This window comes from Cupriavidus pinatubonensis (genome assembly GCF_019602855.1).
Classification (GTDB): Bacteria; Pseudomonadota; Gammaproteobacteria; order Burkholderiales; family Burkholderiaceae; genus Cupriavidus; species Cupriavidus pinatubonensis.
On sequence record NZ_CP080766.1, the window covers coordinates 953,431 to 968,198 of the forward strand.

Here is a 14,768-nt window from a genome sequence, read left to right on the forward strand (position 1 = left end):
GGATTCGAAGTCCTTCTATAGTTTCCGTGGCTGCGGAACCCTAGTCTACGACCCGAAGATCCGCAGCATTCCACGTCGCTCGCCATATTCACGACTGAAGCCAGTCTCCCGGACAGCCAGGCTGGCCGAGGGCAGGTGTTTGCCGCGGATCGAAGTCCTTCGATCAACCCTGGGCACCACCATGAGATTGACTATCGCTTCGCTGACGGCCACCGTGGCATTGACGGCCACGATCCTTTCCGGATGTTCCACCACCTCCAGCCACCCCACCAACCAGGGCACGTCCGCCAACGTCGTATTCCCCGACAAGGCAAGTGCCTGGCCTGAACAAGGCACGTTCCCGAACCTAGACAGCCTGCGGCTGCTGCAGCCGGGCATGACCAAGGACCAGCATTACGCGCTGATCGGCCGGCCGCACTTCAACGAAGGCATGGCCGATGTGCGCGAGTGGGACTACCTGTTCAACTTCCGCACGGGCAAGCCGGCCCCGAACGATGTCGTGCAATGCCAGATGAAGGTGCTGTTCGACACGGCCATGGCGTCGCGCTCGTACTACTGGGCACCCGAATCGTGCGCGGCGTTCCTCCGGTATCCCGAAACGCCGGCTGCAATGCCTGCCATCGTGCAGACCACCGCCACCACCACCACCACGCTCGGCGCCGATGCGCTGTTCACGTTCAATGGCTCGACTGCCGCGGAGTTGGTGCCCGATGGCCATGCCAGGATCGACGCGCTCGGCCAGCAGCTGGCCGGCATGAAGATGCTCAAGCATGTGGACGTGTACGCGTACACCGATCGTCTTGGCACCGACGCCTACAACAAGCGCCTGTCACAGCAGCGCGCCGACACGGTGAAGTCCTTGCTCGTGGCACAAGGCGTCGACAGCCGCCTGGTAACGGCGCAGGGCATGGGCAAAGCCGACCCGCTCAGCCATTGCGGTGCGATGCCGCGTCCGAAGCTGATCACTTGTCTGGCGCCTGACCGGCGCGTGGAGATTCGCTCCGCAGGCGTGAAGTAGTACGCCGCGAGGCCGGCGTGAACACGCCCGGCTGATTTCCTCCATACACGAAGCTTCTCAAAACATGCCGCAGCGTGCGGCAGGGGCGGACTCGTGCCGCATTTCCGCGACGCGGCTCCGATGAGGCGCTGGCCGCCGCACGCCATCTCTGACTCAAGGGAACAGGAATTTCATCATGAACAAGACTTACCGCAGCATCAGGTCCACCTGCCGGTTAATTGCCTGCGCAACGCTTGCTGTCACTGCTGGATTGGCAATGCGAACCGCCTTCGCCTTCACGCCTATTGGCGATGGCGCAAGCGGCAGCTCCTCCGACCTGGTCATTGGCGACAACGCCAAAGGTGACACCACGCCAACCTACTTCTGGATCGTTCCCGATAAGGATCCCGCCGGCAACGCAATACCTAGCGTGGGCTCGACGATCGTCGGCAACTATGCCAACGCTAACGAGTACGCGGGCGTGACCTTGTTCGGCGACCATACCTACGCGACCGGCAACGGTGCGGTAGCATTCGGTCCCAATGCATCGGCTGGTACGGTTGCGACGGCGGTCGGCAATGATTCCATGGCCTCAGGCAAATGGAGCCTGGCTTTTGGCGCGCGCTCGTATGCTTCGGCCGATGCGTCCGTGGCGTTGGGCGGCATGTCGACCGCGTCCGGCGCGTATTCCAATGCCGTGGGGGTATATGCCAATGCCTCCGGCTATGGCTCGTTTGCGGGGGGTTTTGCCTCGGCCGCAGGCTCGGGTGGCATTGCCATCGGCCTGGGGGCCACGCAAACCGATGACAATGGCGTCGCGCTCGGGGCTTTGGCCAGTGCAGGCGGGACGTCGTCGGTGGCCATCGGCTACGGCGCGCGCACGAGCAGTGCCGACGCCATCGCGCTGGGCAAGAACGCCTCGGCACTTGGCAATCGCTCCATCAGCATTGGCACAGGCAGCACCGTGACAGGCGCACGGTCTGGCGCGATCGGCGATCCGAACACCGTCACCGGCTCTGGCAGCTACGCACTCGGCAATGACAACAACGTCGGCGCCGACAACGCATTCGTGATGGGTAACAACGTGACCGCACCGGCCGGCCTGAACGGCGTTGTCGTACTGGGCAACGGGTCGACCGTGTCAGCCGCTACGCCGGTGCCGGGCATGACGATGAACGGCGTCGCCTACACCTTCGCCGGTGGCTCCCCGGCAGCCGGCGATGTCGTGAGCGTCGGTTCCGCGGCCGCACCGCGCCAGATCCAGAATGTGGCCGCCGGCCGCATCAGCGCCGACAGCACCGATGCCATCAACGGTTCGCAGCTGTACGCGACCAACCAGGCGGTGAACGAGAACACGCAGGACATTGCCAACCTGAACCAGCAGATTGGTGGCAACACCCAGGCAATCAGCAACCTGAGCAACCGGATCGACGGCGCGCAGCGCGATGCCAATGCGGGTACGGCGTCAGCCATGGCCCTGGCGGGCCTGCCGCAGTCGGTGCTGCCGGGCAAAGGCATGGTTGCGCTGGCGGGCAGCACTTACAGCGGACAGTCGGCGCTGGCGCTGGGCGTATCGAAGCTCTCGGATTCCGGCAGGTGGGTCTTCAAGGGTGGCGTGACAAGCAATACGCGCAGGAACGTCGGCGCAACCGTCGGGGCCGGCTTCCACTGGTAGGCGCAAAGCCGTTCACTTGCCACCGTCGTTCCCGCCTGTGCGGGAATGACAGTCAGGGAGCGATCATGACTTCAAGCCGTGCTTCTGTGCATAATCGAACAGCTCGGCATCGTTCGACACCCCGAGCTTGCGCATGGCATTGGTCTTCTGGGTGCTGATCGTGTTGATGCTGCGATGCAGGTGCCGCGCCATCTCCGACGTCGACATGCCATTGACGTACATGCGCACGACCTCGGTTTCACGCGGGCTCAGCTGGCGGGCGGCATGCCGCTGCGACATCTGGTGTTCCCATTGCCTCAGGTCCTCGTGCACGGACGTGCTCAGCAACCTTCTGCGCCGGAATGCTGCCGCAATCACCGCCGGCAATTCCGACAGGTCGTCGCGCTTGTTCACGATGCCGAGCACGCCGACATCCTGCATGCTGACCATGAGCCCGGCATTCTCGAGCATGGTCAGGACAACCACCCTGACATGGGGAAACCGCTGCCGCAGGCTCGTCAGCATCGCCAGGCCATCTGGCGTTGCGCCGCAGGGCATGGAAAAGTCCGTTACCAGCACATCGCATGGCACGTTGCGCAGCAGTTCGGTCAGTGCGCCGGGGTCCGGGGCGTCCGCTACCACGCGAATGCCCGGCGCCGAAGCAAGCGCCTGCCGTACGCCAAAGATGATCAGCGGATGGTCATCCGCGACTATTACCCTGATTGCCATTGCTTCTCCCCTCTCCAGATTCAAGGCCGCCATGGGAATCGCCCATCGCGCATTCGGCACGCGACAGCATGCAATTCCGGCAGTTCACTGGCGCCTGCGCGCGCGCTTCGGCATCGCGTGTGTCCTGCGCCAGCGCCTGCGTCAGGTGGGCAATCGCGTCCAGGACGGGGCGGCTGGCATTGCGGATCCTGTCGCCGTTACCGCGTTCCACGGCCCGCTGAAGGCTGTCGATGATGTCGTCGAGGTGAGGCTGACCAAAGACGGAGAGCGCGCCCCGCATGCGGTGGCACCATGCGCGCAGCACCGGCGTCGCGCCCGTGGCAAGGCCATCTAGCAGGGCCTTGCGGTCTGCCTGCAGCGCAGTGATGCACGCTTGCAGGCCGGCTTCGCCCGAGCCCGGGACAAGCACAGCCAGCAGGTCATCGCGCCTTACGCGTGTTGCGTCGAAGCGCGGCGCATCCGTTGCCTCCCACTGTTGCCGGCGACTCCCGACCGGTACGTTAGCGCTGAATTCCGCGTGCATTGCGCTCGCAAGTCCTTGCCGCAGCGACGCGAGCGTGATCGGCTTCAGTACGCATGCGTTCATGCCAGCCTCGAAGCCGCGCTGGTGTTGCTCCCGCACGGTGGTCGCCGTGATCCCCACCACAGGTAGCGCCCGCAACGTGGCGTCCCGGCTGTTGCGCAGGGCTTGCGTCAGCGCGAAGCCATCCATGCGCGGCAGGTGGAAGTCCGTCAGCAGCAGGTCGAACGTGCCGGCACACAACGCGTCAAGCGCTGCCTCGCCGTTGTCAACCACCGTGGGCGAGTGGCCCAGCACCACCAACTGCTGGCGGATGACTTCCTGGCTGATGTAATGGTCCTCGGCCACCAGGATGCGCCAGCAGGCCGGCATCTCTGACATCTCTGTTTCACCCACGCTTATCGCCTCGCTCTGCCCCATCGGCATGGGCGGTCCGGATTCCTCAGGCATGACCGGACACGGCACACGCAAGGACGCCGTGGTGCCAGTGCCTTCCTCGCTGGTCAGCACGAGGCTTCCGCCCATCATCGCCGCCAGGCTTCGCGAGATGGCAAGTCCGAGCCCCGTGCCGCCCATGCGGCGTGTCACGCTGCGTTCGCCCTGCATGAACGGCGTAAAGAGCCGGGGCATGTCCGCGCTGGCGATACCGATGCCCGTGTCCTGCACTTCCAGCAGCAGCGCGGCTGTTTCGCCGTCAGACGTTTCGGCCGAAGCGTGAAGCGTGACGCTGCCGCGATCGGTAAACTTGATGGCATTGCCAAGCAGGTTGAACAGGATCTGCCGCATCCGGATGCCATCGGCGCGCACGGTCGCGGGAACATCGGCGCTGACGTGTACGCGCAACTGCAGGCCCTTCTGCTGCGCCTGTGGCAGCAACAGCGACGAGACGCTGTCCAGCAGCTCGCGCAGGTCCACCGGCGCCGGCACGATCGCAAGGCGGCCGGCTTCGATCCTCGCGTAGTCGAGGATGTCGTCCAGGATCTGCGCAAGCGCATGGCCGGACTCATGCGCGAGCGTCAGCATGCGATGCTGCGCCGGCGTCAGTGCAGTGTTCCGCAATAGTTCGACAAGCCCGAGGATGCCATTCATCGGCGTGCGGATTTCATGGCTCATCATGGCTAGAAAGCCTTCTTTGGCTCGCAGGTCTGCCTCGGCCGCGTCCTTCGCCTCATGCAGCGCCTCGGCTTGCCGGTGCACGTCGGTGACATCGATAACCACGCCGTTCCACACCGTGCAGTTGCCGTCCCGTCTCGGCATGGCGCGGACGCGGATCCATCCCGGTGCCGGCCCGCGATTCAGGCGCCCTTCGACATCCAGCGGCTGGCATGTACGCGCGCTCTCGAGGATTGCCGTGCGCAGGCGCGGGCGATCCTGCGGACAGAAGGCCGTGCTGTCGGACGGCGCGGCACCGAGTGCGGCAACCGTATCGATGCCGCGCCCGACACCATCGCCGGCGGCATACGTGACCTCCCAGCCGCGGTCCGATGCATCCTGCGGCAGACGGCTCTGGAATACGGTGACAGGCAGGCTGTCGACCACGTCCTTGAGCCGGCGCTCGAACGCCTGCGCGCGCTCGCGCGATTCATCGATATCCGTCACGTCGAAATGCACGGTCACGATGCCGCCGGGCATGCCATCGGGATTGCGGAACGGCAACGCCCAGAAGTTCACCCGGCGCGACTGGCCCGATGCGTTCCTCATCTGCAGCCGCGCCTGGCGCGGTTCCATGGTGCGGATGGCTTCGTCCTGCAGGCCCAGCAGGTCGCCCGTCATCCGCTCCCGCAAGGATTCGACTTCCAGCGCGTGCCTGCCCATGGCATCCGCCTTGGCGATGCCAAAAAAGTGCTCGAATGCGGGATTCAGTTCGATGTAGCGGAGATCCGGGTCTTTCGCTGCCACGGGTTCCGGCAGGCAGGCCAGCAGCGCCTTCCTGAGTGCGAGTTCATGGCCAAGCTTGGCCTCGGCTTTGGTACGCTGCGTGATCAGCCGGCGCATGCGCAGGTAGCCGATGGCCAGCACACCGCTGGCGAACATGAACGGCAGCAGCAGCGGCCATACGGCACGAAGCATGCCGCCCCGCTCCGTCATGACCTGCGCCGCTTCGTCGAGCAGGAACAGGAACAACCCTCCTGCGAACAGCGCACGACCGATATGCAGCCCCAAGGTGCTCCCCTTCTGTCTCCATGGCGATCCGCGTTCGCCGCATTGTTTGTTCGCGTCTGCGCGAAAGCATTTATTGCTGTCGTCCGCGGGTATTGGCGACAGCGTGGAAAAGTCTAGGCTCGGCACATCGTGCACGGCTATAGAAGGAATTCGATTCTTCAGACAATCCTGATGCAGTCCCGACGAACGGGTTCGCCTGCAGCTTCAACGGCGTGCGAATGATGAAGTGGGGAACAGGACCGCTCATGATGCTTTGGCGTTGAACCATGCCGGCGCGCGAAGCGCGAAGCGGGTGTCGAAGCTGACCGGCGACGTGGTGTCACACCGTGTTCGAGGAAAAGCCGAGAGCCATTCTAGGACTGCAGGCTGGGGACGCCTTGCGGTGTGTCAGCGTTCCGTGCAGGGTATCGCCGCGGCCTTGCACCGCCGGCGTTCGTGCTGCGCGCTGCGCCGACAGGCGCGGCACAGCAAGAGGATGGCAAAGGGATGCATTAGGCCGGAAGGAACCGAGGGCAGGTGCCGACAGCCATTCCGACCCCAAAATGCGCCTGCGCTATCCGGCCTTTGCCGAACTCTCGAAGCTGGCGAATACGCGAGCCTGCACCGCGTCCATGATTGCAAGCACCTGCGCGTCGGTCTGGCCGCTGGCCGCCACGCCTGTCGCATGTTTCGGCTTGGCGCCGGGAGGATAGAACACAAAGGCGGCGTCGCTGGTTCCGGCCAACTCCTTCTTCAGCTGCTGGTTGAGCGCCTTCAGGTACTGCTTCTTGATCGTCTTCGACATGAGTGACCCGGCTCCGTTTGCTGTGCTGTTTCCGATGATGGGCTGCCATCCTTGAAGGAAGCATGACCCGGTGCGGCCATGGGGCTCCACTGCCTGCTGTGATGCATCCTTCGGCCGCCATACGACCGGAGGGAACCTTTGCATAAAAGTGATTTACGAATAACCCAGAGAGGAGATCGCCCCTTTCGAGTGTACGCCCCGGCGCGAGGGCCGCTCGGTATGGCTCCGCACGTCGCGCCTTCGGTTCAGGTCAGGGTGGCCAGCAGCACGCTCTGTGCCGATTCCCCCTGGCGCGAGCGCTTGCGCCGGTAGCCGCCGGCGGGTTCCATTTCCCAGGCATCGCGCTTGTCATGCAGGTACGGCTTCAGGCCTTCGCCGATCACGCGCTTTTTCAGGCGCGCATCGAGCACCGGGAAACAGATTTCAATCCGCCGGAACAGGTTGCGGCCCATCCAGTCCGCGCTGGACAGCATGACGTCTTCGGCCTTGTCGTTGTAGAAGTAAAAGATGCGCGAATGCTCCAGGAAGCGGCCGATGACCGAGCGCACGCTGATGTTCTCGGACAAACCCGGGACACCGGGCCGCAAGGCACAGGCACCGCGCACGATCAGGTCGATGCGCACGCCGTCACGCGAGGCGTCATAAAGGGCCTGAATCAGTCCCGGCTCCAGCAACGCATTCATCTTGGCAATGATCCAGCCCTTGCGCCCTGCCTTCGCATGCTCGGCTTCGCCGCGGATCGCATGCATCAGCGACTTGTGCAGCGTGAATGGCGACTGCCAGACATGCGCCATCTTGCTGGTCTGCCCGAGTCCGGTCAGCTGGGCGAAGACATTGGCGATGTCCTGGGTGATTTCAGGATTGCAGGTCATCAGGCCAAAGTCCGTATAGAAGCGCGTCGTCATGCTGTGATAGTTGCCAGTACCCAGGTGCGCATAGTGCCGCAGGCGTCCACCTTCGCGCCGGACCACAAGCACCATTTTGGCGTGCGCCTTGTAGCCAACCACGCCATAGACAACATGCGCGCCCGCCTCTTCCAGCTGCGCGGCCCAGCCGATATTGGCTTCCTCGTCAAAGCGCGCGAGCAGTTCCACGACCGCCGTGACCTCCTTGCCCTTGCGCGCGGCCTCAGTCAGCGCCGACAGCAGCACCGAGTCGTGGCCGGCCCGATAAACGGTCTGGCGGATGGCCACGACATCCGGGTCCTGCGCAGCCTGCCGGACAAAATCGACCACCGGCGAGAACGACTGGAACGGGTGGTGCAGCAGCACGTCCCCGTCGCGGATCGCTCGGAACATGTCGCTCTGCTGCTGCAGCGCCTTGGGCAGGCCCGGCCGGAAAGGCGGGTATTTGAGATCGGGCCGGTCGACCTGGTCGGGCACTTTCAGCAAGCGCACCAGGTTGACCGGCCCGTTAACCGAAAACACCTCCGTTGCCGACAGGCCGAACTGCTGCTGCAGGAACAAGGTCACGGCCGGCGGGCAGTTGTCTGCCACTTCAAGCCGCAACGCATCGCCGAAATGCCGCTGTGGCAATTCACCCTGCAATGCTTCACGCAGGTTCTTGATTTCTTCATCGTCGACGAACAGTTCGCTGTTGCGCGTCACTCGGAACTGGTAGCAGCCGCGCACCGTCATGCCGCTGAACAGCTCGCCGACATGTGCATGCAGGATGGAAGACAGGAAGACGAAACCATGCCGGCACCCGGCCACGTCCGGCGGCAAGGCAATGACGCGCGGCAATGCACGCGGCGCCTGGACGATGGCGTTGCCGGAGCGGCGCCCAAATGCATCCTTGCCTTCCAGCTCCACCGCGAAATTCAGGCTCTTGTTCAGTACGCGCGGGAACGGGTGCGCGGGATCCAGGCCGATCGGCGTGAGCACGGGCATCAGTTCATTGAAGAAATACTCACGGATCCATTCCGCCTGTGCCGGGTTCCACGATGGCCGCCGCAGAAAACACACGTCTTCGGCGGCCAGCGCGGGAATCAGGACATCGTTGAACATCTGGTACTGCAGCGCGACCAACTCGCGGACCCTCGCGTTCACGAGGTCGTAGAGCGTCTGCGGGGACAGGCCATCGGGACCGGTGACCGGCGACTGCACCAGGCACTGCTCCTTCAGCCCCGCAACCCGGATCTCGTAGAACTCGTCCAGGTTGCTGCTGAAGATGCACAGGAACTTCAGCCGTTCCAGCAAGGGCGTACCCGCGTCGGCGGCCTGCATCAGCACGCGCCGGTTGAATTCAAGCTGACTCAGTTCCCGGTTGACGAACCATGCATTGCCGTTGGGCCACGCCGAAGAAGCGGCGTCCGACGCGTGCGCGGCCTCGATACCGGCCGGCGGCGGCAGCGCGCTCAGTGGAGTGATCGAGTCGTCTTCCATTTGGCATCCGATCAGAAGAGGTTCCGCCGCACGCACGCTGTTCGCGGCCGACGCCAGCACCAACACAAGGAATGCCGGCGCGGGCCCGTTTGGATTCTAGTTCACGACGTCATGGAAATCGCGTTCGCTGCCCTTTTAGGATCAGCTCGGACGAGCATTGAATTTTTTTGATTAACTTGTTTAGTATCGCATCCGGAATCTGGCCAATTACGCGTCTATTCTTCCGTCATGCAGGGAGACGTTTCATTCAACGAATTTCACGCTCACCCGGTTAATCTCAACTTTGGAGCTTGTCATGACCCCCAGCCTTTCCCGCCTGTACCCCGCCGGCCGCGCCCTGCTGGGCGTGCTCTTCCTGATTTCCGGAGTCCTCAAGATCGGCGGATTTGCGGGCACTGCCGCGTGGATGGCGAGTGCCGGACTACCGTTGGCGAGCGTCCTGCTCGTATTGACGATCGTGATCGAGATCGCCGGCGGCCTGACGCTCATTACCGGCTGGAACGCACGCTGGGGCGCGCTGGGCCTGGCAGTGTTCCTGGTACCGGTGAGCCTGGTTTTCCACGGCTTCTGGAGCGCGGACGCCGCGACGTTCCAGAACCAGCTCAACCACTTCCTGAAGAACGTGTCGATCCTGGGCGGGATGCTTGTGGTGTATGCGCTGGAGTCGCAGATCCGCGGTGGTACAGCCAAGGCACAGTGACGGTATGGCGCAGGCCGCGTGTTCGTGGCCTGCCATTGCAGGTGTCTCAAATGAAAAAACCCGCGCCATGACCAAGCGCGGGCTTTCCATTAAACAGTAGGTTTCGCTTACGCAGCCGCCTGATGCGCGCCTTCGCGATACTGCGCAAGCAGTGTGTCGCGCCGTGCCTGTGCCGCATGCAAACTGGCCTCCTTCACATGGCCGAAGCCCCGGATGTCGTCCGGCAACGTCGCCAGCGCGATAGCGCTATCGAGCCGCTCAACGCTTAGCGATTGCGCGAACTCATCTACCATGGCCAGGTACTCGGCGATCAGTTGCCGTTCGGCGCGGCGCTCTGCGGTCTTGCCAAACACGTCGAGCGCGGTGCCACGCAACCCCTTCATTCGGGCCAGCAGCCGGAATGCCGTCATGGTGCGCGGGCCGAAGCGGCGCTTGAGCAGGCGGCCCTTGTCGTCGGTCTTCGCAAGCATCGGCGGCGCCAGCCAGAAGTTGAGCTGGTAGTCGCGGCCCGGTTCGCCTTCGAACTGCGTACGCAGCTTGTCGAGGAACGCGGGATCGGTGTAAAGACGCGCGACTTCGTACTCATCCTTGTAGGCCATCAGCTTGGCAAGGTTGCGCGCAACGGCTTCGGTCAGCGCCAGCTTGCGGCCCGCGCCGAGCTTCTGCTCGGCGGCGCGGACACGCTCGACCGCGTCGCGATAGCGGCCCGCATAGGCGGCATTCTGGTAGTCCGTCAGCATGGCTTCGCGCTTGCGGATCAGGTTGTCCACCGTCTGCGGCATGGCCACGACCTGCTCGCGCCGCGGAGACGGCAGCAGCGCCTGCACTGCAGCCTCGCCATGATGCGCGAGATAGCGGCCCCACTCGAACGCCAGGCGGTTCTTCTCGACCGAAACGCCGTTGAGTTCGATCGCGCGCACCAGGCTGTCGCGCAGCAGCGGAATCCAGCCCTTCTGCCAGGCAAAGCCCAACAGCAGCGGGTTCGAGTAGATGGCGTCGGCCAGCAGCGTGACCGCCCATGCGCTCGCATCGACAAAGGCGCAGGCATCGCCGGCGCTCGCGCGCAGGTCCTGTTCCGCGCTGGCGCCCGGGAACTTCCACTTCGGGTTCTTGATGAAGTCGGCGGTCGGCGTGTTGGCGCTATTGACGACAGCGGCGGTCACGCCGTGGCGGACCTTCGATAGCACCTCCGCCGAGGCGGAGACGATTGCGTCGCCGCCGATCACCAGCCGCGCATCACCGGTGGCAATGCGCGTGGCGTGCAGTTCGGCCGGGCTCGGCGCAATCTGCACGTGGCTGATCACCGCGCCGCCTTTCTGCGCCAGGCCCGCCATATCCAGCACCGTTACACCCTTGCGCTCCAGATGCGCGGCCATGCCCAGCAGGCCGCCGATCGTCACCACGCCGGTGCCGCCCACACCGGTCACGAGCACGCCATAGGGGCGCTCGAGCGCCGGCAGCAAAGGCAGCGGCAGCGCGTCGAAATCCGCACCCACGCCCTTGCCGCCGGCAGCCGCCGGCTTGCGCACCTGCGCGCCTTCAGCCGTGACGAAGCTCGGGCAGAAGCCGTTGACGCAGGAGAAGTCCTTGTTGCACGACGACTGGTTGATCTTGCGCTTGGTGCCGAGCTCGGTTTCGAGCGGCTCCACCGACAGGCAGTTGGACTTGGCCGAGCAGTCGCCGCAGCCTTCGCAGACCGCATCGTTGATGAACGCGCGGCGCGCCGGATCCGGATAGGTGCCGCGCTTGCGGCGGCGGCGCTTTTCCGTGGCGCAAGTCTGGTCGTAGATCAGGATGGTCACACCCGCGGTATCGCGCAGGTCGGTCTGCACCTGGTCGAGCTGGTCGCGGTGGAACACCGTTACGCCGGACGGCAGCATGCCGCCATCGCCGTACTTCTCGGGCTCGTCAGTCACCACGACGAGCTTTTTCGCGCCTTCGGCAAGAACCTGATGGGCGATCTGCGGCACCGTCAGCACGCCGTCGATCGGTTGCCCGCCGGTCATCGCGACAGCGTCGTTGAACAGGATCTTGTACGTAATGTTCGCGTTGGCCGCGATCGACGCACGGATCGCCAGCAGCCCCGAGTGGAAATAGGTCCCGTCGCCGAGGTTCGCGAACACGTGCTTGTCGTTCGTGAAATGCATCTGGCCGGTCCAGGCCACGCCTTCTCCGCCCATCTGGCTGAAGGTGTCGGTATTGCGGTCCATCCACAGCGTCATGTAGTGGCAGCCGATGCCGGCCAGCGCACGCGAGCCTTCGGGCACGCGCGTCGACGTGTTGTGCGGGCAGCCAGAGCAGAACCACGGCTTGCGCTCCACCGCGATACGCGGCTGCGCCGCCTCGCGCTCCTTCGCTTCGATCAGCGCGACCCGCGCGGCAATACGTGCGCGGACCTCTTCGGGCAGGTCGAAGTGTTCCAGACGCCGTGCGATAGCCTTGGCAATCAGCGCCGGCGACAGTTCGTAGTGCGCGGGCAGCAGCCAGTTGCCACGCGGCACCGACCATTCGCCGCCGTCATTGCCACGCTGGTCGAACTTGCCGTAGACCTTTGGCCGCACGTCCTCGCGCCAGTTGTACAGCTCTTCCTTGAGCGCGTATTCGAGGATCTGGCGCTTCTCTTCGACGACCAGGATCTCTTCGAGACCGGTCGCGAATTCGCGCGCGCCGTGCGCTTCGAGCGGCCATACGCAGCCGACCTTGTAGACGCGGATGCCGATGCGCTGGCACGTATCGTCGTCGAGCCCCAGGTCGGCCAGCGCCTGGCGCACGTCCAGGTAGGCCTTGCCGGCGGTCATGATGCCGAAGCGCGCATTGGGCGAATCGAGCACGACGCGGTTGAGCTTGTTGGCGCGCACATAGGCGAGTGCCGCGTACCACTTGTGGTCGAGCAGGCGGGCCTCCTGCTGCAATGGGGTATCCGGCCAGCGGATATTCAGGCCGCCCTCAGGCATGGCGAAATCTTCGGGAAGCACGACCTGCACGCGGTCCGGATCGATATCAACCGAAGCCGTCGACTCCACCACGTCCGTCACGCACTTCATCGATACCCACAGGCCCGAGTAGCGGCTCATGGCCCAGCCATGGAGCCCGTAGTCGAGGTATTCCTGCACGTTGGACGGATAAAGCACCGGAATGCCGGCGGACAGCAGCACGTGCTCCGACTGGTGCGCCACCGTGGACGACTTGGCCGCATGGTCATCGCCGGCTAGCAGCAGCACCCCGCCGTGACGCGACGAGCCGGCCGAGTTGGCGTGTTTGAGCACGTCCATGGAACGGTCCACGCCCGGACCCTTGCCATACCACATCGCGAAGACGCCGTCGCGCGTGCCGTTCGGGAACAGGTTGACCTGCTGGCTGCCCCAGACCGCCGTAGCGGCCAGGTCCTCGTTGACGCCCGGTTGGAACACCACATCGCTCGCGGCCAGGTGCTGTTTCGCCTTCCACAGCGCCTGGTCGACACCGCCCAGCGGCGAGCCCCGGTAGCCGGAGATGAAACCCGCCGTATTGAGGCCAGCGGCACGGTCGCGCGCCTTCTGCAGCATGGGCAGGCGCACCAGCGCCTGCGTGCCGCTCATATAGACGCGGCCCTTGTCCAGGGTGTACTTGTCGTCCAGGCTGGCATTGGCCAGCGCCTCGCGCAACGCGTTGGGTAGCGGGGCATTCATGGTGTCTCTCTCCGGGGGATATCGGGGGATATATCGGGCTTATCGGGGCAGTGTAGAAAGCACCGCGGCTATCGTAAAATCATGAAATACGAGAGCTGATATCTGACAAACGAATACCGGAGAGCACGACCATGGCAAAGGCTCGCGAGACGCCCGAACGTCTGGCCAAGGAAATCACATTGCGGCAGTTCCGCTACTTCGTTGCCGCGGCGGAAACGGGCCAGTTCTCGATGGCCGCGACGGCCGAACATGTGTCGCAATCAGCCATCACCAATGCGGTACTGACGCTGGAACAGCGCCTCGCGGTACGCCTGTTCGACCGCCTGCCCCACGGCGTAGCCCTGACGGCCGAGGGCCACCTGTTCCACCAGCACGCGCGGCAGATCCTTGATTCGGTCGAGGACGCGCTGCGCGAGCCGCGGTTTCAGGTACACGGGTTGAAGGGCAGCGTACGGCTGGCCGCGTCGTACACCGTGCTCGGCTACTTCCTGCCGGGGCTGCTGGCGCGCTTTCGCACGAACTACCCCGATATCGAACTCGACCTGCTGGACATGGATCGCCCCGAGATTGAAAAAGCCGTGTTGTCCGGCGACATCGAGCTCGGCATCGCGCTGCTGTCCAACCTGGAACGGCCGCAGCGCTTTTCACGTCACACGCTGGTCCGTTCGCGGCGGCAGCTATGGACATCGGCCACGCACCCGCTGCTCGCTATCGACCGCCCTTCACTGCGCGATATCGCGGCTCATCCGTACATCCTCATCACCGTGGATGAGGCGGAAACGTCGACCATGCGCTACTGGCGCAGCCGCAAGCTCGCGCCGAATGTTGCGTTCCGCACCAGTTCGATGGAAGCGTTGCGCGGGCTGGTCGCGCATGGCTTCGGTGTCACAGTGCTGTCCGATATCGTGTACCGGCCCTGGTCGCTGGAGGGTAAGGAGATTGCCGCACGGCCGATTGCGGATGCAGTGCCGGACATGGAGGTCGGGATGCTGTGGCAGCCCGGGCGCAAGCTGGAGAAACCGGCGGATGCGCTGCGGGAGTTTTTGATTCATGCGTGTGGGAGCTGACGAGGTGACGCCTCCTCCCTTTGGCTAAGCTCAACCTTTGGTCTCATACCGCACCAAGAGCCTAAGCCCTTCAGCCAATGTTCGTCCACGTACAGAACGCGC

9 protein-coding genes are annotated in these 14,768 nt (G+C 64.3%); 4 read left to right on the forward strand and 5 right to left on the reverse strand.

The genetic code is table 11. The features are described from left to right. The first annotated feature begins 181 nt into the window (after window positions 1–181). Entirely contained in the window at window positions 182–1,018 is an 837-nt protein-coding gene (gene bamE / locus K2O51_RS04305) for an outer membrane protein assembly factor BamE domain-containing protein (RefSeq protein ID WP_220630534.1), read from the forward strand. A gap of 256 nt (window positions 1,019–1,274) precedes the next feature. Continuing rightward, window positions 1,275–2,672, forward strand: coding sequence for a YadA family autotransporter adhesin (locus K2O51_RS04310; protein WP_041680370.1), 1,398 nt, complete (start codon window positions 1,275–1,277; stop codon window positions 2,670–2,672). 63 nt (window positions 2,673–2,735) lie between these two features. On the opposite strand, the gene K2O51_RS04315 is transcribed toward K2O51_RS04310, so the two are convergent. The 4 genes from K2O51_RS04315 to ppk1 form a co-directional block, all read right to left on the reverse strand. Next, window positions 2,736–3,380, reverse strand: coding sequence for a response regulator (locus K2O51_RS04315; protein WP_011301950.1), 645 nt, complete (start codon window positions 3,378–3,380; stop codon window positions 2,736–2,738). Beyond that, window positions 3,352–6,063, reverse strand: a complete 2,712-nt coding sequence (locus tag K2O51_RS04320; protein WP_220630535.1) for an ATP-binding protein — start codon at window positions 6,061–6,063, stop codon at window positions 3,352–3,354. Before K2O51_RS04320 ends, K2O51_RS04315 begins: the two co-directional genes overlap by 29 nt. Window positions 6,064–6,616: 553 nt before the next feature. Further along, a complete protein-coding gene (locus K2O51_RS04325) occupies window positions 6,617–6,847 on the reverse strand; it encodes a hypothetical protein (RefSeq protein WP_011301948.1) in 231 nt (76 codons plus the stop codon). Between the two features lie 245 nt (window positions 6,848–7,092). Next, window positions 7,093–9,231, reverse strand: coding sequence for a polyphosphate kinase 1 (gene ppk1 / locus K2O51_RS04330; RefSeq protein ID WP_011301947.1), 2,139 nt, complete (start codon window positions 9,229–9,231; stop codon window positions 7,093–7,095). 295 nt (window positions 9,232–9,526) lie between these two features. On the opposite strand from ppk1, the gene K2O51_RS04335 reads away from it, so the two are divergent. After that, window positions 9,527–9,931 (forward strand): DoxX family protein, encoded by a 405-nt coding sequence (locus K2O51_RS04335; protein WP_011301946.1) that lies wholly within the window; start codon window positions 9,527–9,529, stop codon window positions 9,929–9,931. A 107-nt stretch (window positions 9,932–10,038) separates the two neighbouring features. On the opposite strand, the gene K2O51_RS04340 is transcribed toward K2O51_RS04335, so the two are convergent. Beyond that, entirely contained in the window at window positions 10,039–13,599 is a 3,561-nt protein-coding gene (locus K2O51_RS04340; RefSeq protein WP_220630536.1) for an indolepyruvate ferredoxin oxidoreductase family protein, read from the reverse strand. Between the two features lie 131 nt (window positions 13,600–13,730). Here K2O51_RS04340 and K2O51_RS04345 point away from each other — a divergent pair, with 131 nt between their 5' ends. Further along, window positions 13,731–14,666 (forward strand): LysR substrate-binding domain-containing protein, encoded by a 936-nt coding sequence (locus K2O51_RS04345; protein WP_011301944.1) that lies wholly within the window; start codon window positions 13,731–13,733, stop codon window positions 14,664–14,666. Window positions 14,667–14,768 lie beyond the last annotated feature (102 nt).

Excerpts from the sequence above, each read along its gene's own strand:
- K2O51_RS04335 (WP_011301946.1), top strand. The coding sequence starts at position 9,527 with ATGACCCCCAGCCTTTCCCGCCTGTACCCCGCCGGCCGCGCCCTGCTG.
- ppk1 (WP_011301947.1), bottom strand. The coding sequence starts at position 9,231 with ATGGAAGACGACTCGATCACTCCACTGAGCGCGCTGCCGCCGCCGGCC.
- K2O51_RS04340 (WP_220630536.1), bottom strand. The coding sequence starts at position 13,599 with ATGAATGCCCCGCTACCCAACGCGTTGCGCGAGGCGCTGGCCAATGCC.
- K2O51_RS04325 (WP_011301948.1), bottom strand. The coding sequence starts at position 6,847 with ATGTCGAAGACGATCAAGAAGCAGTACCTGAAGGCGCTCAACCAGCAG.
- K2O51_RS04315 (WP_011301950.1), bottom strand. The coding sequence starts at position 3,380 with ATGGCAATCAGGGTAATAGTCGCGGATGACCATCCGCTGATCATCTTT.
- bamE (WP_220630534.1), top strand. The coding sequence starts at position 182 with ATGAGATTGACTATCGCTTCGCTGACGGCCACCGTGGCATTGACGGCC.
- K2O51_RS04310 (WP_041680370.1), top strand. The coding sequence starts at position 1,275 with ATGCGAACCGCCTTCGCCTTCACGCCTATTGGCGATGGCGCAAGCGGC.
- K2O51_RS04345 (WP_011301944.1), top strand. The coding sequence starts at position 13,731 with ATGGCAAAGGCTCGCGAGACGCCCGAACGTCTGGCCAAGGAAATCACA.